The sequence below is a fragment of the Flavobacterium hungaricum genome (genome assembly GCF_015182285.1).
In the GTDB taxonomy this organism is placed as follows: domain Bacteria; phylum Bacteroidota; class Bacteroidia; order Flavobacteriales; family Flavobacteriaceae; genus Flavobacterium; species Flavobacterium hungaricum.
Map to the genome: position 1 here is coordinate 1 of NZ_PRDM01000004.1, position 24,505 is coordinate 24,505.

At 35.7% G+C, this 24,505-nt stretch carries 17 protein-coding genes; 6 read left to right on the plus strand and 11 right to left on the minus strand.

The genetic code is table 11. From position 1 onward, the window contains the following. From C4F50_RS16285 to C4F50_RS16295, 3 genes are all read left to right on the plus strand, one after another. On the plus strand, window positions 1-4,040 hold a 4,040-nt coding region (locus tag C4F50_RS16285; RefSeq protein WP_194139718.1), incomplete at its 5' end, for a T9SS type B sorting domain-containing protein. 155 nt (window positions 4,041-4,195) lie between these two features. After that, window positions 4,196-5,113 (plus strand): PorP/SprF family type IX secretion system membrane protein, encoded by a 918-nt coding sequence (locus tag C4F50_RS16290; protein ID WP_194139719.1) that lies wholly within the window; start codon window positions 4,196-4,198, stop codon window positions 5,111-5,113. Between the two features lie 10 nt (window positions 5,114-5,123). Beyond that, complete coding sequence (locus tag C4F50_RS16295; protein WP_194139720.1) at window positions 5,124-7,064, plus strand: OmpA family protein; 1,941 nt, start codon at window positions 5,124-5,126, stop codon at window positions 7,062-7,064. A gap of 502 nt (window positions 7,065-7,566) precedes the next feature. Here C4F50_RS16295 and C4F50_RS16300 read toward each other — a convergent pair. The 7 genes from C4F50_RS16300 to pyrR all read right to left on the minus strand — a co-directional run bounded on the left by C4F50_RS16300 (window position 7,567) and on the right by pyrR (window position 12,866). Continuing rightward, a complete protein-coding gene (locus tag C4F50_RS16300; protein ID WP_194139721.1) occupies window positions 7,567-8,067 on the minus strand; it encodes a CAP domain-containing protein in 501 nt (166 codons plus the stop codon). Window positions 8,068-8,250: 183 nt separating this feature from the next. Continuing rightward, entirely contained in the window at window positions 8,251-8,895 is a 645-nt protein-coding gene (gene pdxH / locus C4F50_RS16305; protein ID WP_194139722.1) for a pyridoxamine 5'-phosphate oxidase, read from the minus strand. Window positions 8,896-9,027: 132 nt separating this feature from the next. Next, entirely contained in the window at window positions 9,028-9,933 is a 906-nt protein-coding gene (locus C4F50_RS16310) for a ribonuclease Z (RefSeq protein ID WP_194139723.1), read from the minus strand. Window positions 9,934-10,028: 95 nt separating this feature from the next. Further along, window positions 10,029-10,361 (minus strand): ribonuclease Z, encoded by a 333-nt coding sequence (locus C4F50_RS16315; RefSeq protein WP_194139724.1) that lies wholly within the window; start codon window positions 10,359-10,361, stop codon window positions 10,029-10,031. A 285-nt stretch (window positions 10,362-10,646) separates the two neighbouring features. Beyond that, window positions 10,647-11,573 (minus strand): aspartate carbamoyltransferase catalytic subunit, encoded by a 927-nt coding sequence (locus C4F50_RS16320; protein ID WP_194140292.1) that lies wholly within the window; start codon window positions 11,571-11,573, stop codon window positions 10,647-10,649. 81 nt (window positions 11,574-11,654) lie between these two features. Beyond that, window positions 11,655-12,296, minus strand: a complete 642-nt coding sequence (locus tag C4F50_RS16325) for a DUF6891 domain-containing protein (protein ID WP_194139725.1) — start codon at window positions 12,294-12,296, stop codon at window positions 11,655-11,657. 30 nt (window positions 12,297-12,326) lie between these two features. After that, window positions 12,327-12,866 (minus strand): bifunctional pyr operon transcriptional regulator/uracil phosphoribosyltransferase PyrR, encoded by a 540-nt coding sequence (gene pyrR, locus C4F50_RS16330; protein ID WP_194139726.1) that lies wholly within the window; start codon window positions 12,864-12,866, stop codon window positions 12,327-12,329. Between the two features lie 136 nt (window positions 12,867-13,002). Here pyrR and C4F50_RS16335 point away from each other — a divergent pair, with 136 nt between their 5' ends. From C4F50_RS16335 to C4F50_RS16345, 3 genes are all read left to right on the plus strand, one after another. Then, entirely contained in the window at window positions 13,003-13,545 is a 543-nt protein-coding gene (locus C4F50_RS16335) for a hypothetical protein (RefSeq protein ID WP_194139727.1), read from the plus strand. 239 nt (window positions 13,546-13,784) lie between these two features. Then, complete coding sequence (locus tag C4F50_RS16340) at window positions 13,785-14,378, plus strand: dihydrofolate reductase family protein (RefSeq protein ID WP_194139728.1); 594 nt, start codon at window positions 13,785-13,787, stop codon at window positions 14,376-14,378. A 28-nt stretch (window positions 14,379-14,406) separates the two neighbouring features. Further along, window positions 14,407-15,114 (plus strand): hypothetical protein, encoded by a 708-nt coding sequence (locus C4F50_RS16345; protein WP_194139729.1) that lies wholly within the window; start codon window positions 14,407-14,409, stop codon window positions 15,112-15,114. 447 nt (window positions 15,115-15,561) lie between these two features. On the opposite strand, the gene C4F50_RS16350 is transcribed toward C4F50_RS16345, so the two are convergent. The 4 genes from C4F50_RS16350 to chiA form a co-directional block, all read right to left on the minus strand. Then, entirely contained in the window at window positions 15,562-17,181 is a 1,620-nt protein-coding gene (locus C4F50_RS16350; protein ID WP_194139730.1) for an ABC-F family ATP-binding cassette domain-containing protein, read from the minus strand. Between the two features lie 703 nt (window positions 17,182-17,884). Beyond that, entirely contained in the window at window positions 17,885-18,655 is a 771-nt protein-coding gene (locus C4F50_RS16355; protein ID WP_194139731.1) for a TlpA family protein disulfide reductase, read from the minus strand. Between the two features lie 63 nt (window positions 18,656-18,718). Further along, window positions 18,719-19,408, minus strand: a complete 690-nt coding sequence (locus tag C4F50_RS16360; protein WP_194139732.1) for a DUF3592 domain-containing protein — start codon at window positions 19,406-19,408, stop codon at window positions 18,719-18,721. Window positions 19,409-19,668: 260 nt separating this feature from the next. Then, complete coding sequence (gene chiA, locus C4F50_RS16365; RefSeq protein ID WP_194139733.1) at window positions 19,669-24,405, minus strand: T9SS-translocated chitinase ChiA; 4,737 nt, start codon at window positions 24,403-24,405, stop codon at window positions 19,669-19,671. Between the last annotated feature and the right edge of the window lie 100 nt (window positions 24,406-24,505).

Sequence of the window (24,505 nt, forward strand, 5' to 3'; positions counted from 1 at the left end):
CTTTCACGCAGGTGATTACGATTCAAGATACCACTGCACCAATCTGGACAACCCAAGCCGGTTCTTTAAACCAAACAATAGAATGCAGTAACCAGGAAGCTTTAACTTCGGCGCAGGCCTTATTCCCAACTGCTTCAGATGCTTGCGATACAAACGTTAGTAATATTACAAAAGTAAGCGGTCAGTTTACAGCATCAGAAGGATGCGGAAATGCCGGAACTTACACCAATACCTGGACAGTTAAAGACGACTGCGGTAATACTTCTGAGACTTTCACACAAGTGATTACCATTGAGGATACTACTGCACCAATCTGGACAACCCAAGCGGGTTCTTTAAACCAAACTATTGAATGCAGTAATCAAGAAGCTTTAGCGGAAGCGCAAAATTTATTTCCAACGGCTTCGGATTCTTGTGATACTAATGTAACCAATATTGTAAAAACAAGCGGACAGTTTACAGCTTCAGCTGGATGTTCTAATGCTGGAACTATCACTAATACTTGGATTGTAAAAGACGACTGCGGTAATACTTCTGAGACTTTCACGCAAGTGATTACCATTCAAGATACTACTGCACCAATTTTTGCGGGTAATCTGCCTTTGGATATAACGGTTTCTTGTGATGCTGTTCCAGAACCAGCAGAAATACAGGCATCTGACAACTGTAATGGTGATTTACCAACTGTTCTTACTGAAACAAAATCGGATATTCAAAATGGGTGTGCTTCAAATTATACTTTAACCCGTGTTTGGAAAACCAGTGATTGCGGAGGAAATACAGCGACTTACACTCAAATCATTACGGTAAGAGATACTACTGCTCCTACTGGAACTGCTCCAGCGAACGTAAGTAATTTGGCTAGTATCGATTTGATTCCCGTTGGAAATCCGTCTGATATAAAAGATGCAGCAGATAATTGCAGTTCAACCGTCAACATTACAGTAGCTGACACCAATAACGGAGCAAATGGATGCGATGGTAATGCTTACCTCTTAACCAGAACGTATATTTTAACGGATTGTGCTGGAAATAAAACAGAATTGATTCAGACTTTTACAGTTGAAAATAAAGTTACAGTAAGCGGTATTGCTACTCACGTGAGCTGTTTTGGAGGTCAAGATGGTCAAATTGCGGTAACAAATTCTGTGGGGGCAACGGTTGTCATTAGAAATGAAAACAATCAAATAGTCGGAAATACCAATTTACCTGCAGGAACTTATACGCTTACAGCAACTTCTCAGGTAAATGGGGAAAATCAAATTTGTACAGCGACTGCTGTCGTAGTTATCACACAGCCCGCTTACACAATAAAAATTTCGGGACAAATTAAAAATACAGACAATAATACTCCGATTGCTAATGTACCCGTTACTTTGATTCCGCAGGGAACAACAACGGGAACTATATTGATGCGTATTACCGGTGCTGACGGAATGTATAGTTTCTCTGGAATGCCGGCGGGAAGTTATTTGGTACAAGTTCAAGATGCCAACTTAAACAGTGCGCATCAGTTGTACCCAATCGATTCCAGCTTGTTTTTTACAACTTTAGAAGATTGTAAATTTCAAACGCACGATTTTCCTTATGGAGCCTCAACATTGCCTGTATTAGGAGACTATGTTTGGTACGATACCAACAGTAATGGTGTTCAAGATGAATGGTATGATGCTGATAATAACGGCATCGTGACCAAAAATATTCCGGATGGAAACGGCGCTGTTGACTACAGCCAATGGGAATGGATTGACCTTAATGGAGACAATAGCTTCGCAGGCCCACAAAACACAGGAGAATTAAATGCCGGCGGTTTTGGAAATGCTTTGAGTGCCAATGTAATCATTGAGGGTCCGAACGGATATCATAAAGAAGTCATTGTAGGCGTTGAGGGATTCTGGAGAGACAGACCAAACGGCCAGAATCCATTTGGAGATTATTCTGTAAAATTGGTTCGAGATGCTAATTTTGATTCCGTTGCAGCAACTTTAGGAGCAACAGGATTGGTAAAAGTTCTTCCTTCCATCACAGATAAAAAAATGACCAATAAATCGGGTAAAGCGCAATTGCATACCGTTTGCTTGACAACAACCAACAGCAGTTACATTGTAAAAGTTACTCCAGAAGATTTGGTTCATTTGGATATTGACTTTGGCGTAAGCTGCAAAGAATACAAAGATATTGCTGCCAATGATGACAACGCAGGACCATTTGCCGGCGTTAATCATACGACACCAAATGTTTTAAATGTATTGCCAAATGATACACTAGAAGGTATTGTGGTTAAAGCATCAGATGTGATCATCACAACGGTAACACCAAATGAGTTTTTACAATTAAATGCTGACGGCTCTGTTGACATACTGCCAAATGCTCCTGTTGGAACTTTGACTTTAGTGTATCAAATCTGCGAGGCTGACCAGACTGATAATTGTGATACTGCCACGGTAACAGTTACCATTGAGGCACCAGTGATGACCGTTACAGCTGCTGCAATTTGTGTAAACGATGTTCCTTATTTGGATTATGTAATAACACCTGTAAACTTTACACCGGCAAATGGCGTATCAATTTCTTGGGCAAATGCGGCTAATACTGTTATTACCACCATGAGTGATCTGCCGCTGAGCGGCCGAGTACTTTGGCCGGGAGCAGTTGTAGACGAAAACGGCAAAGGAATTGACTGGCCGGGATGGGTGTTTGAAAATAATAAATGGATTCAAGCTGCAGACGGATTTGAGGGCCTCCGTCCAACTGCTAATGTAACAATAAGCCTTAATCCAAGTCAGACTATTACTGTAAATTATCCTCCGTCAGATCCTTACTGTACCGCCAGACCAACATTTGCTATCGCGGCTAATGATGATAATGCAGGGCCTGTAGTGGGAGTTCCGGGAGCTGTAAATGTTGTTAATGTTTTCAATAATGACACTTTAAACAGTAGTGCTGTAAATCCGAATGATGTTACTTTGACCATTGTAACACCAGATCCGACTGGAGCTTTAACATTAAATGCAAACGGAAGCGTTGACGTAGCAGTAAATACACCCGCAGGAACGTATACTTTGACCTATCAAATTTGCGAAAAAGCAGATTTTGGAAATTGTGATACCGCCATTGTTACTGTTATCGTTTCGGCACCGCCAGCACCAATTATAGCCAACGATGATACTTATAATAATATCGGATGTAACAGTTTTGGATTGGTCGGCAATGTTTTAAGCAATGACTTTAAAGGCACGCTTCCTGCTACTTTAGAATTAGTAAACTTTAATTTGGTGACGGAAAACAACAGCGGCAAAACCGATCCAAATATTACTATTGATGCGAGTGGAAATGTGAGAGTATCCAGTCTTACACCAGCAGGAACGTACACTTATAATTATAGAATCTGTGATAAAGTAAATTCTGAAAATTGCGACACTGCAGTGATTACAATAACAGTGGTTCCAAACGGCAGTACTGCGATAACAAGCACGACGTGTAATGATGATTCTACTTTAATTAATTTATCTAGTCTGCTTCCTGAAAATACGCCAGCAAACGGAACTTGGATTGACAGCAATTCTTCGAACGCACTTCAAGGCACTATTTTAAACGCCTACGGATTAGCGCTGGGAAATTATTCTTTTGAATATCAAATTGTCGATCAAAACTGCCCTAGAAGTATTGTTCTGACTATGGAAGTAAATGATGACTGCGCGGTTCTGGCCTGCGGCAATGTACTTGTTCACAATGCTTTCTCTCCTAATGGAGACGGAACAAATGATTTTTTCAAAATAGATAATATTGACGAATTAACTTGTTATCCTGGAAATACTGTTGAGATCTACAACCGATGGGGAATACTTGTATTTGAAACAACGGATTACAACAATACAACCAATGCATTTGACGGAACTTCAAGAGGCCGTACTACCATTAAACAATCAGATGGTCTGCCAACCGGTACTTATTTTTATATCATCAACTACAAATCATTGGATGGTAATAATGTTATTCAAAATAATAAGCTAGACGGATACCTGTATCTCTCTAAATAAGAGCCAAAAAAATACAGTGTAAACGACTAATTTACACTGTATTAACTAATTATTTTTCAAAAAAAACTTATTTTTATAAGAGAATGTATTGGCTTTTTTTGGATTAATTCAATCGAAAAAAATCAGTAGTAATAATAAAATAATAAATATCTACTATGAGAACAAAATTATTTTTTTTCGTCATTCTGTTAGTTACAATCACAGGGCACGCACAGCAGGACGCTCAGTATACCCAGTACATGTACAACACAATTAATATAAATCCTGCTTACGCAGGTTCTCGCGGGGCTTTAAGTGTTTTTGGGCTTTATAGAACACAGTGGGTAGGATTGGATGGAGCACCAGAAACAAGCAGTTTTTCTGTTAATACGCCAATAAACAACAGCAATATAGGAGTTGGAGTTTCGCTTGTCAATGATAAAATCGGACCTACAAACGAGAATACAATCTCGGTAGATTTATCTTACACGATACAAACTTCTTCAAATGCCAAACTATCTTTTGGTATAAAAGGTACTGGGAACATCTTCAATCTGGATGTTAATAAATTAAATCCGGCAGATCAGGGAGACCGTCAATTTCAGGATTTAGACAATAAATTTTCTCCTAACGTTGGCGCTGGTATTTACTGGCATTCGGACAAAGCCTATATTGGTTTGTCTGTTCCTAATTTTATTGAAACCAATCGGTATGATGATAATGATGTTGCCATTTATAAAGACAAAATAAACTATTATTTGATGGCGGGATATGTATTTAATTTGGACAAATACGAATATATAAAATTCAAACCTGCAGTTTTAGCAAAAATGATAGAAGGAGCACCGCTTCAAGTAGATGTTTCGGCCAACTTTATGTTTTACGACAGATTTGTAATTGGAGCTGCCTACCGATGGAGCGCATCTATAAGCGCTATAGTTGGTTTTCAAATCACAGACGGGCTTTATTTAGGATATGGTTACGATCGTGAAACAACCAATCTGAATAATTACAATTCAGGATCACACGAAATATTCCTTCGTTACGAATTCTTTAGAAAAAATAGTAAAATGACAACTCCTCGTTTCTTTTAAAAAAAACATCATGAAAAATTATACTCTACTTTGTCTGATAATTGTGAACGTTTTTTCATTTAACAGTTATGCGCAGCAGTCAAAAATAAACGCTGCCGACAAGAAATACAACAGCTATGCGTATGTAGACGCAATAAAGACGTATGAAAAGGTAGCCGACAAAGGTTATAAGTCTGAAGATATGTTTAAAAAGCTCGGAAACGCCTATTATTTCAATTCCGATTTTCAAGGTGCCGCAAAATGGTACGGCGAGTTATTTGCCATGAATGCGAATGTGGAACCAGAATATTATTATCGCTATGCGCAGTCTCTAAAATCTGCAGGTGATCTGGATAAAGCCAATAGATTCTTAGAAGAGTTTAGTGTAAAAGCTAAAAATGACACCCGGGCAAAGCTCTACAAAAACGATTCTAATTATCTGGATCAAATCAAAGCGAATTCGGGGCGCTACACGATCGAAAACGCTGGCATAAACAGCAAATACTCAGATTACGGTTCTTTTGTTTACAACAACAAAATCTATTTTGCCTCTGCAAGAGATACCGGAAATTTTTCGCAGCGCAGACATTCTTGGACAGGCGAATATTTTACCAATATTTACGATGCCGCTGTTGATTCCGAAACCGGAAGTGCTTCTAAGGTAAATAAATTTAAATCGGCAATTAATACCAAATTTCACGAAGCTTCGCCTGTTTTTACCAAAGACGGACAAACGGTTTATTTTACAAGAAACAATTATATCGATGGGAAAAAAGGAAAAAATGAAGAAAAAATTACCTTAATCAAAATTTACAGTGCCCGTTTAGAAAATAATAAATGGACTAAAATCACCGAGCTTCCGTTTAACAGCAACAACTACAGTACGGCCCACCCTGCGCTTAGTCCCGACGAAAAAACATTGTATTTTGCATCAGATATGCCTGGAGCATCTGGTCAGTCTGATCTTTACAAAGTGAGTATAAACGGGAACGGAAGTTATGGAACGCCGGTAAATCTAGGAAACACCATTAATACAGAAGGAAAAGAAACCTTTCCTTTTGTAACAAATGAAAATGAAATTTATTTCTCTTCTGACGGGCATCCAGGCATTGGGGGACTGGATGTCTTTGTTGGAACTATAGAAAATGACGGCACGATAAGTAATATTCAAAATATAGGTGCCGATGTCAATTCGCCAAAAGATGATTTTGCGTATATCATTGATCCCGTAACCAGAAGAGGCTATTTCAGTTCTAATAAAGACGGCGGTCAAGGATCTGATGATATTTATAAATTCCTAGAAACAAAACGATTAAAATGCATACAAGAACTCACTGGAGTAGTTACAGATGCCGAAACGGGAATTATTTTACCGAACACAAAAGTGAGTTTGTTTGACAGCGAGCTGCAGCCTAAAAGTTCGGTAATAACCGACGCTTCTGGAGTTTATACCCTGCCGGTTGAATGCGGTAAATCATATAATGTAAGAGCCGAAAAACCAGAATACAGCACCAAAGAAATAATGGTTACAATAGCTTCTACTACAGGCAAAACAATACTCCCGATCGCGTTAGAAAAATCGAACTGTAAAGTAACCGTAGGAGATGACTTGGGTAAATGTTTCGGAATAAAAATGATTTACTTTGATTTGGACAAATCGAATATTAGAACGGAAGCTGCTTTGGATCTAGAAAAAATACTGGTAGTCTTAAACGACAATCCGACTATGAAACTGGACATTCGCTCGCATACCGACAGCCGTGCTTCGTTTAAATATAATGAAGCTTTATCGGATAGAAGAGCAAAATCAACAATTCAGTGGCTGGTTAAAAACGGTGTCGCTCCAAATCGTTTAACCGGAAGAGGTTATGGAGAAACACAATTAGTAAATAAATGCCCTGATGACGTTCCTTGCAGCGAAGCTGAACATCAAGACAACCGCCGCAGTGAATTTATCATTACAGCATTGTAAAGCTGCATATATAAGAAGCGTTTTTTGAACCATATAAGTTATATAAGTCAATTTAAGTTTTATCCTTAATTAAACTTATATAACTTAAATGTTTTTGTTTTTTACTTGCATAATCATAATTTTTTTGAACATATAAGTTAAGTTTTGTCTTAATTAAATTTATATAACTTATATGGTTTATTTTAACTCGCAAAAAAACAGTTGGAATCAAGACAAAACTTAAATTGACTTATATAACTTATATGGTTTATTTTTTACTTGCAAAACAACAGTTGGAATCAAGACAAAACTTAAATTCACTTATATAACTTATATAGTTTATTTTAACTCGCAAAAAAACAGTTGGAATCAAGATAGAACTTAAATTCACTTATATAACTTATATGGTTTATTTTAACTCGCAAAGTTGCAAAGTTTTCATATAGTTTAAAAAAACTAAAAAGCCGTTGCAACTCAAAGAATTGCAACGACCTCTAAAAAAACCAACCTGTTCAATTAATCTTTATATTTTTGCGAAAATATTTGTGTAGTATTTTTTTCCAGAAGCATCTGTAGTTACAGACAATCCAAAATGAGTATAATCTCCTTCAATGTTTGCTTTATGTCCCGGACTTTCCAGCCAGGCCTTTAAAGCGGCTTCAGGAGTTTTATAGTTGTAGGCAACGTTCTCACCAACTCTAATAGCTCCTAAAACTGCTGTAATGTTTGCAGATCTTGCAGTAAAATCGTTATGATTTACCACATCATTAGCAATCATATATTTATTATGCTCTTCGCATTTATAAGAAATGTGATTAATTCGCTGTAAGGCATTTAAACCAATACTTAAACGGTATTCATTTATCAACTTCATCGTTTCCAGCTCTGTATCATTATAAGCATAATCTACAACAAGCTTTTCCGTAGTAGTTGTGTTTTCGCTTGCCTCGGCAGTATCAGCAGAACATGAGTTCATTGCGATAAGCATCGCAATGAACAACATGGTGCGCATAATCTTTTTCATAATCAACAGCATTTTAAGCGGTTTAAAGTAAATGTTGGGGCAAATCCTTTAAATTTATTTTTAAATAAATATCGTTCGAATTTCTGTTTCAAACGTATTCATTTTACCGTTAAAGTGCAAAAATAATCGACGAAATACATATAATTTTTATTTTTAGATGTAAATTTCCTACGTAAAAATACTTTATGACGATAATCTTTCGATCTTCCAAGAAAAATCTGACTGGCTTGTATAACGAATTCTGTCATGAAGTCTATTTGGTCTTCCCTGCCAAAATTCGACTTGCAGCGGCGTTACAATATAACCGCCCCAAAAATCTGGTCTGGAAATCGTTTTTCCTTCAAATTCTTTCTCCAGATTTTTAAGGTTTTCTTCTAAAAAATCACGAGACGGAATCACTTCGCTTTGATTCGAAACTGCAGCGCCTAACTTGCTTCCTTCTGGACGGGAATCAAAATAATTATCCGAAATGATTTCAGAAGTTTTCTGTGCTATTCCTTTTATAATAACCTGACGCTCCATTTCCTGCCAGAAAAAAGACAGGCAGACATTTGGGTTCTGTTCTATCGCTTTTCCTTTTTCTGATTTATAATTGGTATAAAAAATAAATCCTTCTTCTGAGAATTTTTTGAGTAAAACCACACGAGATTTAGGAAAACCATCCAAACCAATAGTCGAAACCGTCATGGCATTGACTTCTCCCCCTCCTTCAAACGCTTCCATTTCATGAAACCATTTGTTAAATAGATTAATTGGATCTTCTGGAATATTCGTTTCCAGTAATTCACTTTTCTCGTAAGATCTTCTATAATTGCTTAAATCGTTCATGGCTGTTGATTTTAGATTGACTTTAGATTTTAGACTTTAGATTTTTAAAAACTTAGAAACTTAGAAACTCAGCACCTCAGTACCTCAGAATCTTAGAATCTTAGAACCTCAGAATCTTAGAACCTTAGAATCTTAGAACTCAAAACTTCTCCCGTCATCTCCTAAAAGTACATTAGGGAAAATAGTTGCTGCTTCTGTTTTAAAAGGCTCAATTCCGTCGTAACGTGTTGAATAATGTCCTAAAATTAAATGTTTTGCATTTGCTTTTAATGCAATTGTTGCTGCTTCTTTTGACGTAGAATGTTTTGTTTTTTGAGCCAAAGCCGCTTCTGAATCTAAAAAAGTAGCTTCATGATATAAAACATCAACATCCTTTATGATAGGTAAAATTGACTCGTTATACGCCGTATCCGAACAAAAAGCATAACTCATTGGTGCAATCGGATCAAAAGTCAGCTTTTCATTCTCTATCACCCTGCCGTCATCCAATCTAATATCACTGCCGTTTTTTATCTTTTGATAATAAGCCACATGAATATCATATTGCTTTACCGCTTCGATATTTAGTTTTCTTTCTGCGGGTTTTTCCTGAAACAAATAGCCGTTGGTGTAAACGCGATGGTCAAGCGGAATCGTTTTTACAATAACCTTTTGATCTTCAAAAACCACTTCACTTTCCTTAGATTCTAATTCGTGAAAAAACAACGAATACGTAGTCCAAGATTCTGTCAATTTTAATTGAATTAAAATAAGTTCTTTAATTCCCTTTGGGCCGTAAATGTGCAGATCGGTTGTTCTTCCTAAAAGTGAGAAAGTCGAAATCGTACCAATCAATCCGTACAAATGATCGCCATGAAGATGCGAAATAAAAATATGATTGATTTTTGAAAACTTAATTTTATTTTTTCGAAGCTGTACCTGTGTTCCTTCTCCACAATCAATTAAAAACAATCTATTTCTAATTTCTAAAACCTGAGAGGTTGGGTTGGTAAGCGTTCTGGGAGTTGCTGCATAACAGCCGAGTATTGTCAATTCCATTTTAGATTGTTGATTTTATAGTTCCGATTTTAGATTTAGGATTGCAGATTACTTGCTGAACTAAAATCTAAAATCAACAATCTAAAATCTAAAATTTAAAAACCGAGGTCTCTTTCAATTTCTTCCATTTCGATAATATCGTGTGCTTCTAAAAGCGAAGGAACCACGACTAATTTATCTGAAACAGCATTAAAATCAAGATCAAAAGCTACAATTACAAACGACTTTTTTGCTTTTTTCTGAATTTTAACCAAAGGCAAAAAAGCTTTTAAATCATTCTCAGATATATTTTTATCTGCAGATAAATCGATTATAACATTGTGTTTTTCAAAGGTTTTAAATTGCTGCGTTACTTTTTCTACAAAGTCATTAAAATCACCTTGCGTATCTTTTATCGTAACGGTATGTCCTTTTTGATCTACTTTCATTTTTTAATTTATGGGGCTTACAATTTAGAGCTAAGGTACAAAGATTTTTTATTTTTTATTTTCTAGTTTCAGGTTTAAAGTTTCAAGTTTTAGGTTTCAGGTTTTAGGTTTCAAGTTTCAGGTTCAACGTTTGTTGGGCTGTGCAATCCTACGCTTAGGGAGAAGCTCTTTTGCAAAGCACTTCAATTAAACTAAGTATGACAATTATTTTAAAACTGAGACTGAATACTAAAAACTCAATACTGAACACTTAATACTGAACACTTAAATACTGAACACTTACTATTACTGAATCTTAGAAGCCAAAAGATAAATTACCGCCATTCTAATCGCTACACCATTTTCTACCTGATTTAAAATTACAGATTGTTTAGAATCGGCAACTTCAGAAGTAATTTCTACTCCTCTATTGATTGGTCCCGGGTGCATGATTACGATTTCTTTATCTAATGAATCCAAAAGTGTTTTATCAACTCCGTATTGTTGTGCATATTCTCTTGTCGACGGGAAGAAATTAACATCCATACGTTCGTTCTGCACACGAAGCATATTGGCCACATCACACCATTCTAACGCTTTGCGCAGATTCGGCTCGACTGTAACTCCCAAAGATTCAATATATCTCGGAATCAAAGTTTTGGGTCCGCAGACTTTTACTTCTGCTCCCTGCATCTGCAAAGCATATATGTTGGACAAAGCTACTCTCGAATGCAGAATATCGCCCACAATTACCACTTTTTTACCAGCAACATCACCCAGTTTTTCTCTTATCGAATAACTGTCTAACAAAGCCTGAGTCGGGTGTTCGTGTGCACCGTCTCCTGCATTTACGATACTCGCTTTGACATTTTTGGATAAAAAATAAGCCGCTCCGGGATTGGAGTGGCGCATTACAACCATGTCAACTTTCATGGAAAGGATATTATTTACAGTATCAATCAAGGTCTCTCCTTTTTTAACCGAAGATTGAGCGGCAGAAAAACTGATAACATCAGCAGATAAACGTTTCTGCGCTAATTCGAAAGAGAGTTTGGTCCTTGTACTGTTTTCGAAGAAAATATTGGCAATCGTAATATCTCGTAATGAAGGAACTTTTTTAATCGGTCTATTAATAACTTCTTTAAAATGATCGGCCGTTTCAAAAATCAGGTTAATATCATTCTCATTGATGTATTTTATTCCTAATAAATGATTTACGCTTAATTCTTTCATTTTTATTTCTTTAATATTATTTGTCAAAATCTGAATGACGAAATATTCAGTCATTCAACGCTTTTTTAAAGAGCAGCCGCTCTATTGGATCATTCTGTCAACTACTTCGCCGTAATCCTGCAAATCTCTTGCGTCTTCATTATAAATCTGGTTCCATCTAAAACCTGGAATTTCAATTTTTGATCGTGAAGAGCCGTTCCAGTTAATTTCAAAACCATTATTTCGGAGTACTTCTGCAACCTTTTTTCCCACACTAATTGTAGTTTCATCATCAGAATTATCTACTTTCTGGAAAGCGATATACAAACTAGGATTTTCGGTAACTATTGCTCTTGCCAAATCCTGTTCGTGGTAAAAGCAGTAACCATCAGACACGACCTCATTTTCCCGAAGTTCTCTTTCAACCTCTAACACTTCATATTCACCATCACTTGTTGTATATCCGGCATTATGAAGCGCGATAATGTTTTGATCGCATAATTCATCAAACGCTTTTATCAGCTTTTCAGTATCGGTTGGACTTTTCCATTGTTTACTTTCTACAAGTAACTTTTGATATTCTTCATCGATTTTTTCAAAAGCCCAGGCTTCCGAAATTTCATCTTCAAACTCATTATCTTCAATTTCTTCCATGATGTTTTCTTTGATGTCATCAATAGGAAGAAATCCCATTCTTACCTGATTAAAAATTGATTCATAAATAAACTCTTCGTTCTCTGTCATGATTGCATTTTCAATTTTTAATAATTCTATTTAATTGGTTACCAAATGAACCACATCTTCTCCCTCATTTTCTTTCCAGCTCACAATTACTCTTTCGTCGTTAATCGCATCTACCTGACGGCCTCGATAATCGGGCTGAATCGGTAAATGACGGCTGAAACGTCTGTCAATCAATACTAATAATTCGATTTCTGAAGGTCGCCCAAAAGACTGAATCGCAGTTAATGCCGAACGAATGCTTCTTCCGGTAAACAATACATCGTCTATAAAAATGACTTTTTTGTTTTCGACTATAAAATTGATTTGGGTTTTATTGGCTTCAAGCGGTTTCTCGGTTCTGCGGAAATCGTCTCTAAAAAAAGTAATATCTAAATATCCTAAAGAGATTTCTGGAGTTTGGTAATCGTTTTCTAAAATCTGTTTTAAACGCTCAGCTAAATAAACACCTCTTGGCTGAATTCCGACTAGAATAGTATCTGAAAAATCAAGATGTTTTTCGATCAACTGACAAGCCAAACGATGCAGTATGATAGTAACTTCTTTTGAATTAAGTAATACTTTTTGACTCATAATTAAGTGTAATGTTTGGTTGGGCAAATATACGGAATCATATTTTATTTGTTGGGGTGTTGGGGTTGGAAATATTTTTATATTCCATTATGTTTGCCTTTTTAAATCTAAACTTTCCTCAAATCAACAAACAAAAATGAATCCTTCTAATTCTAAAATATCAGTTGAATTAATGATGCATGGGAAACGAAAAACAATTCCAATAGTTTTAGATGCATTATCAACCAGCCTCTTCTTTATTCTTTTCATTTTGTTGATTTTATCGGAAAACAATATTCATGTTAATGCTTTTTTTATGCTTTCAATCTTTACGTTGATGATTATTGGATTGATGAGTTTTTTAATTAACGTGTATGCCCTTTTTAACTGGCAGATTAATGATCTAAGACATATAACTGGTAAAATCATCCTAACCGAAATAAGCATTACAATAGACAACCTTTTTATAAACATAGATGATATAGAGAAAGTACATTTCAAAGCATACAACACAAGGAAAGCTGGTAGAGGCTTGGGTGATGGTGCAAATAATGAAATCACAATAAAAACAACTGAAAGCACAATCAATCATAAGTTTATGCTTGAAGACAAATCGAAAAGAGAAGAATTGAAGAATTATGCACTTTTTCTAAAAACAAAGCATCTTTTATCTGATATAGAGGGAATAGATTTGGTTTAGTCTTTCATTTAAAATTGTAAAATTCAATTCTTACAAATTCCGTAAAAATGAACAATAAGAAATAAAGTTCCATAGGAACGATTCAAATTAAAATCCGGCCCTAAAATAATTTAGCCGGGCCGATGGCTCTTTTTTTTTCTGGTATTTATCTCCAAATCCTAAAAAATTTCTAAAAAATTCTATAGCATATTTCTTTAATTTTTTAAGTAATTTTAAATTGAATTTAAAAACTCAAAATCATGAGAAAAATAATCGTAATATCCATGATTACAATCGACGGAGTAATGCAGGCACCAGGCGGCCCTGAAGAAGATACATCGGGTGGTTTTGAATATGGAGGCTGGGTGGCGCCATTTGGAGATGAAGAATCTGGAAAAGTCATGCAGGAACAAATGAAACCTTCGGATATTCTTTTGGGCAGAAAAACATTTGATATTTTTGAAGATTATTGGCCAAAACATGCAGAGGGATGGCCGGGAATTAATGAGGTTACCAAATACGTTTTATCGACAACGAGAAAAGAATCGGATTGGGAAAACTCAGAATTTCTTTCCGCTGTAGAAGATATTAAAAAGCTTAAAAATTCAGACGGCGGCGCTATAAAAGTCTGGGGAAGCGCAACACTCGTACAGCTTTTACTGCAACATGATTTAGTTGATGAACTTGGGCTTTTAATTTATCCGATCATTTTGGGTAAAGGAAAAAAATTATTTGATGATGGTTCAATTCCTTCAGCATTTACATTAATCGAAAGTACAGTGACGCCAAAAGGTGTAATTACTGCTAGTTATAAACGGGCTGGTAACGTAAAAACTGGGACTATTGGAGAGTAACAATTTATAATTATATAGTCAAAGACTAATGAAAGAAAACCTTTTAGTTCTATTCCTGTTTATTTGTGTAAGCAGTTTTGGGCAAACCGCTACAATCAAATTAAAAACAAAAATATACCCAAATGGCAGGGAAACTGAAGCGCCTTTAAAATTTGAATTTAACGGAATAACATTTAAAGAAAATGATTCAGTCCTTCATATTCCAGTAAAAAAAAATAATTTTGACACCTACAAAGTTACTTATGCTGACGGAAGTTATGACTTTATAACCAAATTTAAAGAAAATGAAATCTATGAATTAAACCAAGGATGTTGTTGCGCAGATTTTACCTTAGAAGCTAAAAATAATCCGCGAAAGGGAGTTGTAATATTCAAAAACAAAACGAAGAAAGATTTATGTTTACTCGTTTCGGCATCTGAAACTGACACTGTAGCATCAGGAAAAAAGAAAGTTGTTTTTGCATCAGAATCCGCAATGTGTAATTTTAAACCATGTGAAATACATATTACAGAGACAGAATATCTTTCGGAGAAATATAATTACTCAAAAAATACCGATTACGAAATGTTATCAAAAGAACAGGACAATTTAATATTAGCTTCTAACTGGTATCATTTTTTGCATGGAGAAAAGATAGAAGCGATTTACAATCCCGATTTAAAGAAAATTGACTTGAAACTAAAAGGATATTTATCCGATAAAGAATATTTAAAAATCATAAATGGTTTTAACTAAACATTATAACTTTAATCTCCAAATCCTAAAACATTTCCAAAAAATTATATAAAACATTTCTCCGTTTCTTGAAGTAATTTTATTAGAGCAATTTAAAACATTAAAGTCATGCAAAATAAAATACTACGATTGTTAATGGTATTCGTGATACTATTTTCATTTACAAGCTGTGAGGTAATTGGGGACATTTTTAAAGCCGGAATGGGCTTCGGGATCTTTCTCGTAATTTTTATCGTTGCTGTTATCTTTTTTCTTATCAGTAAATTTCTTGGAAAGAAATAAAAGAAATAATTATAAAATAAAAAATCCCAAATTCCAATTAGAACGGAATTTGGGATTTTTTTTATGAATAGAACTTTGTCAAAGTTTTAAACTTTGACAAAGTTGTTGGAATTTGGTCCCGATCCCGAAACTTCGGGACGGGATTAATATTGGAATTTATAAGATTTAAAGATTGTACATCTTTTTTCTTTGTTCCTGAATCTTTTCATCATCAAGATATTCGTCAAATGTCATGTAACGGTCAATTACTCCGTTTGGCGTAAGCTCTACTACTCTATTACCAACCGTTTGTGCAAACTCGTGGTCATGCGTTGTAAAAATTACAGAACCTTTAAAGTTTTTCAACGAATTGTTAAACGCAGTAATAGACTCTAAATCTAAGTGGTTTGTTGGTTCGTCCAGCATTAAGATATTAGCACGCTCCATCATCATTCTTGATAACATACAACGCACTTTTTCTCCTCCAGATAATACACGAGAAGTTTTTAAAGCTTCTTCTCCAGAGAAAATCATTTTTCCTAAAAATCCTCTAATAAAAACCTCATCGCGTTCTTCTTCTGTTTTTGCGTATTGGCGTAACCAATCTACCAAAGTCAGATCGTTTTCGAAATATTTATGGTTTTCTGCCGGAAGATACGCTTGGTTGGTTGTAATTCCCCAATCAAAAGTTCCTGCATCTGCTTTTTGTTCACCGTTTAAGATTTCATAGAAAGCCGTTGTAGCACGCGAATCTTTTGAGAAAAGCACTATTTTATCGCCTTTTGCCATGTTTAAATCAACATCTTTAAACAAAACTTCTCCGTCTACAGAAGCTGCTAAGTTCTGCACATTCAGAATCTGATCTCCAGCTTCACGATCCTGATCGAAGATAATCGCAGGGTAACGACGGCTTGAAGGCTTAATTTCTGAAATATTCAATTTAGAAATCATTTTTTTACGAGAAGTTGCTTGTTTCGATTTTGCAACGTTCGCGCTGAAACGACGAATAAATTCTTCTAATTCTTGTTTCTTTTCTTCAGCTTTTTTGTTTTGCTGTGCACGTTGTTTTGCCGCTAATTGGCTTGACTCGTACCAGAAAGTATAGTTTCCTGAGTAGTGATTGATTTTTCCGAAATCAATATCTGAAATATGGGTACAAACTGCATCCAGAAAGTGACGGTCGTGAGAGACAACAATTACAGTGTTTTCGTAGTTTGCCAAGAAGTTTTCTAACCAAGCGATTGTTTCAAAATCCAAGTCGTTGGTAGGCTCATCCATAATCAATACATCAGGATTTCCGAAAAGTGCCTGCGCCAAAAGCACACGAACTTTCATTTTTCCTTCCATATCGGCCATCAAAGTATAGTGATGCTCTTCGTTGATTCCTAAGTTAGACAACATCGAAGCGGCATCAGAATCTGCATTCCATCCGTTCATTTCTTCAAACTGAACTTGAAGCTCTCCAATTCTATCGGCGTTTTTGTCGTTGTAGTCTAAATAAAGTTCATCCATTTCTTTTTTAACAGCGTACAAAACTTTATTTCCCATCATTACCGTTTCCAAAACCGTATGCTCATCAAACATGTTGTGATTTTGGTTTAAAACCGACATACGTTTTCCCGGCTCCAAATGGATATGCCCAGAAGTCGGATCCATATCGCCTGAAATGATTTTTAAGAATGTAGATTTTCCAGCACCGTTGGCTCCAATAACGCCGTAAATATTTCCGTGAGTGAATGTGGTATTTACTTCGTCAAACAAAATTCGTTTGCCAAATTGAACTGATAAATTATTGACTGTTAACATGAATGTCTTTTTAATTAATTTGGTGCAAAAGTAAGGAAAAAGGTTCAGAGTTGCAAAGATGCTTAGTAGCAAAGTTTTTGTTGTGTTTTTGGAACCATATAAGTGATATAAGTTCATTTAAAGGGAATGCGGTAATGGTGCGAAGCTTTTAGAAACATATAAGTTAAGTAAGTTCATTTAAAAGGAATGCGCTAATGGTGCGAAGCTTTTTAGAAACATATAAGTTAAGTAAGTTCATTTAAAAGGAATGCGGTAATGGTGCGAAGCTTTTAGAAACATATAAGTTAAGTAAGTTCATTTAAAAGGAATGCGGTTATGGTGCGAAGCTTTTAGAAACATATAAGTTAAGTAAGTTCATTTAAAAGGAATGCGCTAATGGTGCGAAGCTTTTTAGAAACATATAAGCTAAGTAAGTTTCATTTAAAAGGAATGCGGTAATGGTGCGAAGCTTTTTAACATATAAGTTAAGTAAGTTCATTTAAAAGGAATGCGGTAATTGTGTGAAGCTTTTAGAAACATATAAGTTAAGTAAGTTCATTTAAAAGGAATGCGTAGTAATTTTAATCGCGCAAATGCGCTAAGACGCAAAGTTTTGTTCTATTCAGATTATTACCACGCAATCTTGTCATTTTGGTTTTATCATAGAAATCGAAATGACAAAAAATGAGAAAAAAATTAAAATATCTTATATCACTTATATGGTTTAAATTCCGGCAACTTTCTCCAAAGCGACTTCCAAGCTTTCGTAATTATTCAAAACTTTGGCGATTTTACCTTCTTTATTGATAATGAAGTGGGTCGGAAAGGCATTCAATTGCAATGTATTATTCATATATTCTTTCATGTTCGGAATAACGGAATAAGACAATGGTTTTCGGGCTAGAAATGTTTTTAATTGTTCTGGAGTGTCTTCTGCCAAACTCACAAAAACAATATCATTTCTGTCTTTGTATTTTGAAACTAATGCATTTACGGCTGGAAATTCTTTGATGCAGGCGGCACAGTGAATGTACCAGCATTTTATTACGATGATTTTGCCTTTCATGGTTTCGTTGGAAACTTCATTTCCGTCTAAATCTTTAAAGGAAAATTGAGGAAAAGGTTTTCCTTCCATTTCATAATTTTTTAAAGCATCAAAGGCTTCCTGATTAATGGCCGCCTTGATGCTTGTATCTGATTTGGGAAGTATTTTGACTAATTTATACTTGTAAACCGAATCCTGAGTTTTTAAGCGAACTGGAATAAAGTTTCCGTTTACTAAGGCATTTAGAAATTCTACTTTGGTTATTTCTTTTGAATCTGCACTGAAAGGGGTGAAATCCCTTGAAAGCATTATCGTTTTGTTATAAGCCGACCAGCTTTCATAGTTTTTTTGAACTAAAATTGGATCAACTTCTGGATTTTCAAATTTGTTCTGACTGAAACAATTGGCAAAAACTAAAAAGAAAATTAAAAAAACGATTGGCTTTTTCATTAAATGAAATAAATAAATGAACTGCAAAATTACTTAAAAGTTTATTCTGTTTTGATGCTAAAGCTATCTATTTACTTTTGGCAAAAATGAAATATCCATATAGTATTTCTTTGGATTTACTGGATCAATAAGTACTTTGATCTCTTCTGATTTAATAAAATCAGTTGGATCAAACCAAATATCATCACTTTTAAACAAATGTAATTCGTTAGTTGCCGGATTAAGCCACTGACTGTAAATAAGAAAGGGGCTTCTGCCATTTACTTGGTAACTGTGGTTGAGTTCTACGTGATCATATTTTGTCGAAATAGATTTTCCATTAAACTTTAAATCTTCTATTTTCTTTTGTTTCATTCTTCCGAATAAAATAATAGAAAATCCAATTGAAAAGAAAATGATTCCTAAAATTCCTAAAACTAAAGGTCCAAGCCATAAAGAGGCAAACCCGTTAATATCGGCATCATAGGGATCAGCAGGATCGTAGAAAATTTCTACTTTTTCTCCCACTTCATAACTTGGAGGGTTACTGCTTACTGATGAAGTGTATTCGATTTGTTTTCCGTCTTTTGTTATAAAGGAAACTAATGGTTTATAAGTTGTAGAATTTTTAGATCTGGAAGATATTAATTCTTTTACTGTTCCCTGAACTGTTATTGCTTTATCTAAAAATTCTCTTTTGTTTTGATAGAGATACAATGCTCCGCCTAATGCAATCAGGCCAATAATTAAAAATACGTACTTTATAATTTTCATTTGTTTGGTTTGTTAATTTTGAAGTAAAAATATCAAAATAGATTAGAATTTCAATTTAATTGATGCTTTATATAATAATAAAACCCGACAATAAATTGTCGGGTTTCTAATGCACTTCTTTAAATAAAAACCAAATAACAAATTACCTAAAGCTGCATTTATACGAAATAAAAAATAGATTAAAAAATAAATAACCAAACTCAATTTTAACCCTACCAGATTTTTTTTTACTTCGTTTTATTGTCATTCTTGATTTATGCTTAGTTTAAAAAGTTAAGCACTTTGAATGATTTTTTGTTTCCTGATTTGTCTGTTACAATTACAACGAATAATTGTTTAGTCGAAAAACTGTAATTTTGAAGCAGTACTTCTTTATTTTTTTGAATGTTTTTATGATGCACCAATAATTGTCCTGTAGCATTAAATACATCTACTTGCGCAACTTCCTCGGTGCTGTTACTAACCGATAATGCCTCATTTTTAAAATAAACTACTGTAGCATTATTTTGTAAAGAAACGTCGTCAAGCGCCAGTGTTTTGGCAGATACACCTTGTGATGCGAAATATGCCGCATATGCTTTTGATAATTCAGATGAATTACCACAAGAAGATGCATCCCAGTTTACAGACCAAGTCATTAAGCCTCTTAAAGAAGGATACGGTCCGCCTGGCTGCATCGTGTAGGTTCTTCCTGAAAAAGTGGTTCCGGTTCTTAAATAATGCATCGCACTAATTCCTTCTGCCGGAGTTAAATAACCGCTGCCTGCTGCACTTGGACAAGCTGGCAATGCTATAAGCACTTTTGAGGCTGGTAAACCGTCAAAATGCATTCCTGTTGTCCCAATGTTATAGCCTTTTATGATCATATCAGTCAGGGCTGTTACCATGTTTGCTTTCTTAGCAGTACCATAATATTGACCGTCTAATCCGTTTTCTCCTCCTGTGTTGTACAATTGTACGGCTAACAAATCCAATTCATTACGTAAGTTTTGAATGATTGGCAGGAAGGAACCAAAAGTATCGGTGTAGGTAGAATATCCTCCTTGTACGTATTGCGTTTCAGGAGCTGCAGTTAATAAAAATCCAGGGCCATAATAGGCTTTTAATTCTTTGAAAGCATCTACTACGTTTTTTAATCTTGGATAAGCCGAAATACCGGCATAAGAAATATCCCTTAAATTTCCTGCACTAAAATTCATTGATCCACCTTCAAAATCAATATCAACTCCATCAAATTGATACTCGTCAATAATTGCTTTTAGACCATTAACAAAAATATTTTTCTGAGTTACATTCTCTAAAACAACGTGACCATTTTGACCTCCAATAGAAACAATAACAGGAACGCCGCTATCTCTTAAGGATTTAATATCGTTTTTCAACAATTGTTTATTGAAAACACCATTGGTTAAATATCTGGTGTCGTTTGTAGTTAATATTGGTGTATAACCATCACGATTCACTGTTTCTACGAAAGAATAATCGACTACGTTAAACTTACTTCCCACCATTTGAGAAAAATATAAAAATGGAGCAGAAGTATTTTCCCAAGAATGTGCGTATCCTAAAATAATTTTAGATGGAAGCGGAATGAATCTATTGGTGCTCACTGGAGCAATTTTAATAGTATTGTTTAAAGTAGTTACAGCAGCTTTATTATCGGTTGCTTTGATTACCACTGGATAATCCTGATAAGCAGCCGGTGTAAAATTATACGTATAAGTATTATTTGTACCTGCTGTCATGTTAAATGTACCTCCATTGATTGTAATGGTAACACCAGAAACTGATCCGTCACTATCAACAGCTGTAACTGAAATTGGCACAACCTGAAAAGAACTTTGGTTTACAGTAGTATTTGATGGTGAATTCCAAGTAATTACAGGTAATGAATTCGGGCAGTTTGCACCAGAACACGTTAATGTAAAACTATATGTTTTTGAATCGGTTGTTCCGTTTGATGCAGTAGCGGTAACGGTTAACGTATGAGGTAGCGCAAACTGATTTGCTGCGGGTGTCCAAACTGCTGTATAAGTTCCTGAAGAATTGGCAGCGCTCAAACTTTGCCCATCTAAACTAAATACAACAGATGAGATTGTGGTGGCATCAGCAGCGCTTAATCCAACACTTGCAACAAAATTAATTGATGATCCTAAATTTATAGCAATCGCCGAAGCTGTTGGCGCTGTAATGGCAACCACTGGTTTCGTCGCAACCACTGCTTGTCTATTAAAATTATAAACTGTTGGAGTTGTTGGAACTGCGAAATTGGTTAAGTTGTTTGGATAATACGTCACTTCACCGTTTTCCCATGAATTTAATTTCAAACTTAAAATTTGCGTATAACCTGCTACAACTGAATTATCGAACGTATAATTTCCTGATGCATCTGTTGTTGCTAAAACACTTTTCCAGTTATGTGTATTATCTGTCCAAGGTAAAACGATTTCTACTTTTGCACCAGCAACCGGAGTTGTTCCGTTTTTAACGGTTCCGCTGATCAAGTTTGCTGCTGCCAAAGCGGCTTTTGCTGTCGAAGTGGTATTGAAATTATAAACTGTCGGGTTTGCAGGAATAGCAAAGTTGGCCAGATTATTTGGAAAATAAGCTACTTCTCCATTTTCCCAAGAATTTAATTTTAAACTTAAAGCTTGTGTATAACCGTCTATCACAGAATTAGCAAAACTGTATTTTCCTTGTGCATCAGTGGTTGCGATAACACTTTTCCAATTGTGCGTATTGTCTGTCCAAGGCAGCACCAATTCTACTTTTGCTCCTGCAACCGGATTTGCTCCGTTTTTAACTGTTCCGCTGATTTTGCTTGAAGTTGCAACTACATCTTGGACAAAGTTTAAGGTTTTATTGGCATTCAAATTAGAATAAACCGTAGAAGCTGGCGTAAAGGTCTGTCCTGTTAAAGCAGCGGTTACGGTATAATTTCCCCCAGAAGCTAAACTTAGAGAATATACTCCGCTTGAATTGCTAACGGCTGTAACAGTTCCTGCTGTAGATGATGCCGTAACTGTTACGCCAGAAACTGGAGTTGTTCCGTTTAGAACTGTTCCGCTTACTGTGTAATTTACAACAGCTGCTCCTTGTGTAAAATTCAATGTTTTGTTGGCATCTATTGCATTGTAAACTGTAGAAGCCGGAGTATAAGAGAATCCTGTTTTTGCAGCTGTAACTGTAAAATTTAATCCAGCTGTTAAACCTGCCACGCTGTAAAGACCACTCGCATTAGAAACTGCTGTTAATGTTGTGCTTCCTGAAACTGCCGAAACGGTTACACCAGAAACGGGTGTTGATCCAGCTAAAACTGTTCCGCTTACTGTATAAACAGGCTGCGATCCCTGAATTGTAACACCAGTTTGATTAACGGTTACGTTTGTCAAACTAACAGGCACAAAAGTATAAGTCGCTTTTGCAGCTGTAAGTGAATAATTTTGTCCTGAAGTTAAATTATTGAAAGTAAAGTTTCCTGTTGCAGAAAGCACTGTTTGTATCACAGCGTTGCTTGCATTTCGTAATTCTACTGTAACATCGGTAACCAAGTTTGCTCCGTTTTTTACAGAACCTGCAATACTTACCGTTCCAGGAACAACGCTTCCGAACGAAGTATCTACTTGATTCAATAATGAATTCGGAATTGATCCTCTGGTATCTTGAGATAATTCCCAAATCATACCTCCAGCAAGATTTCTGGATTTTATGTATTGTACTTTTAAATCCATCGATTGTTTATCTTCATAAGAAATAAACTGTTTTAAAGTCGAATTGTATAAGTACGGCACTTTGGTTGTATTGTCAAAATATCGAACCCATCCTGCAGCTGCTGCAGAAGGTGTTACCAACATTGTACTTGGATCTAAATAAGCATGTGAATTGGTTACAGGATTTCCGACCAAATCACAGATTTCGATGCTTCCCGATTTTTCACACGCTCCAGAACCATCCCAGGTTCCAGTTGGGTTTTGCGGGTTGGTACATCCTGGAACAATATCTCTTGGTGCTGAAACGAATAATCCGTTTGTCGAGTTAGCGGCAACGTGATCGAATTTTTTTCCGTAAAAAGGCAGTCCCATGATTAACTTATTGGCAGGAAAACCAACAACATTCAAATATTGATTTGTTAATTCATCTAATGATTCTGACTGCGCCGCGCCATAAAGCGGATCGTTTGGATTGCCGCTGGCGTATAAAGGTGCGTTGTAGCAGGTCTTGTCGTACCAGTTTCCACCAAAATCATATCCAAAATAGGTAATATAATCGCAATAGGTCGAGATGTCTTCGGTCATGCCATATTGCGCTCTGTTGTTTGGTCCAAGATACTGTTTCGAAACATTTCTAACATTGTTTCCCGCAGCGATCGTAACCAGTTTATTTGGCATTGCCTGACGCATGGCTTTTAATAAATAAACCAAATTTTTATTGTCGTCCGGGCTGTACTTTTGCGGAGGCACCGGAGCACCGTTAACAATTTCGGTTCCGTCTGTCCCGCCAGAAAGCGGATACTCCCAATCGATGTCGAAACCATCAATAAAAGGGTATGTTGTAATGAAGTTTGCCATGTCTGCAGCAAGAGCTGCTCTAGCTGCAGGACTTGCAGCAATTGGAGAAAGATCCTGACCTTTTGTCCATCCTCCAACAGAAATTAAGATTTTAAGATGCGGGTACTTTTGTTTTAATTTCATCAAATCATAAAAGTTCCCTTTTACGGGTGCGTCCCACGGAATACCGCCTTCCATATGCTCGTAATCGGCATAGGTATCCAAACATTTCAGTTTTGTATTCTCCGGATGGGCAGGATCATACGTTGTCCCATAGAAAGAATAATTCAAATGCGTAATTTTACTTCCGTCAATCTTCGGAACATTAAAGTCCCGGGCGTAGATCGACCATTGCGCATAATACCCTACTACTTTTTTACCGTGCGCTGGCTGTGCTGCGGCAAGTAAGGGAAACAATAACAAAAAAAGCAATCTGTAATAATGTTTCATAATTAATTAATATTGGTTAATAGATAATAAATACTCCAATTTTCAATGTACTGCGCACCAGAACTGGCATTCAATACAAAATAATCATCAGCTTAGACAG

What these genes read in the sequence shown, in the direction of transcription:
- C4F50_RS16325 (WP_194139725.1), bottom strand. Translation starts at nt 12,296, where the DNA reads ATGACAGAGAACGAAGAGTTTATTTATGAATCAATTTTTAATCAGGTA.
- C4F50_RS16345 (WP_194139729.1), top strand. Translation starts at nt 14,407, where the DNA reads ATGAAAGAAAACCTTTTAGTTCTATTCCTGTTTATTTGTGTAAGCAGT.
- C4F50_RS16340 (WP_194139728.1), top strand. Translation starts at nt 13,785, where the DNA reads ATGAGAAAAATAATCGTAATATCCATGATTACAATCGACGGAGTAATG.
- C4F50_RS16315 (WP_194139724.1), bottom strand. Translation starts at nt 10,361, where the DNA reads ATGAAAGTAGATCAAAAAGGACATACCGTTACGATAAAAGATACGCAA.
- pdxH (WP_194139722.1), bottom strand. Translation starts at nt 8,895, where the DNA reads ATGAACGATTTAAGCAATTATAGAAGATCTTACGAGAAAAGTGAATTA.
- pyrR (WP_194139726.1), bottom strand. Translation starts at nt 12,866, where the DNA reads ATGAGTCAAAAAGTATTACTTAATTCAAAAGAAGTTACTATCATACTG.
- C4F50_RS16295 (WP_194139720.1), top strand. Translation starts at nt 5,124, where the DNA reads ATGAAAAATTATACTCTACTTTGTCTGATAATTGTGAACGTTTTTTCA.
- C4F50_RS16335 (WP_194139727.1), top strand. Translation starts at nt 13,003, where the DNA reads ATGAATCCTTCTAATTCTAAAATATCAGTTGAATTAATGATGCATGGG.
- C4F50_RS16350 (WP_194139730.1), bottom strand. Translation starts at nt 17,181, where the DNA reads ATGTTAACAGTCAATAATTTATCAGTTCAATTTGGCAAACGAATTTTG.
- C4F50_RS16290 (WP_194139719.1), top strand. Translation starts at nt 4,196, where the DNA reads ATGAGAACAAAATTATTTTTTTTCGTCATTCTGTTAGTTACAATCACA.
- chiA (WP_194139733.1), bottom strand. Translation starts at nt 24,405, where the DNA reads ATGAAACATTATTACAGATTGCTTTTTTTGTTATTGTTTCCCTTACTT.
- C4F50_RS16360 (WP_194139732.1), bottom strand. Translation starts at nt 19,408, where the DNA reads ATGAAAATTATAAAGTACGTATTTTTAATTATTGGCCTGATTGCATTA.
- C4F50_RS16300 (WP_194139721.1), bottom strand. Translation starts at nt 8,067, where the DNA reads ATGAAAAAGATTATGCGCACCATGTTGTTCATTGCGATGCTTATCGCA.
- C4F50_RS16320 (WP_194140292.1), bottom strand. Translation starts at nt 11,573, where the DNA reads ATGAAAGAATTAAGCGTAAATCATTTATTAGGAATAAAATACATCAAT.
- C4F50_RS16310 (WP_194139723.1), bottom strand. Translation starts at nt 9,933, where the DNA reads ATGGAATTGACAATACTCGGCTGTTATGCAGCAACTCCCAGAACGCTT.
- C4F50_RS16355 (WP_194139731.1), bottom strand. Translation starts at nt 18,655, where the DNA reads ATGAAAAAGCCAATCGTTTTTTTAATTTTCTTTTTAGTTTTTGCCAAT.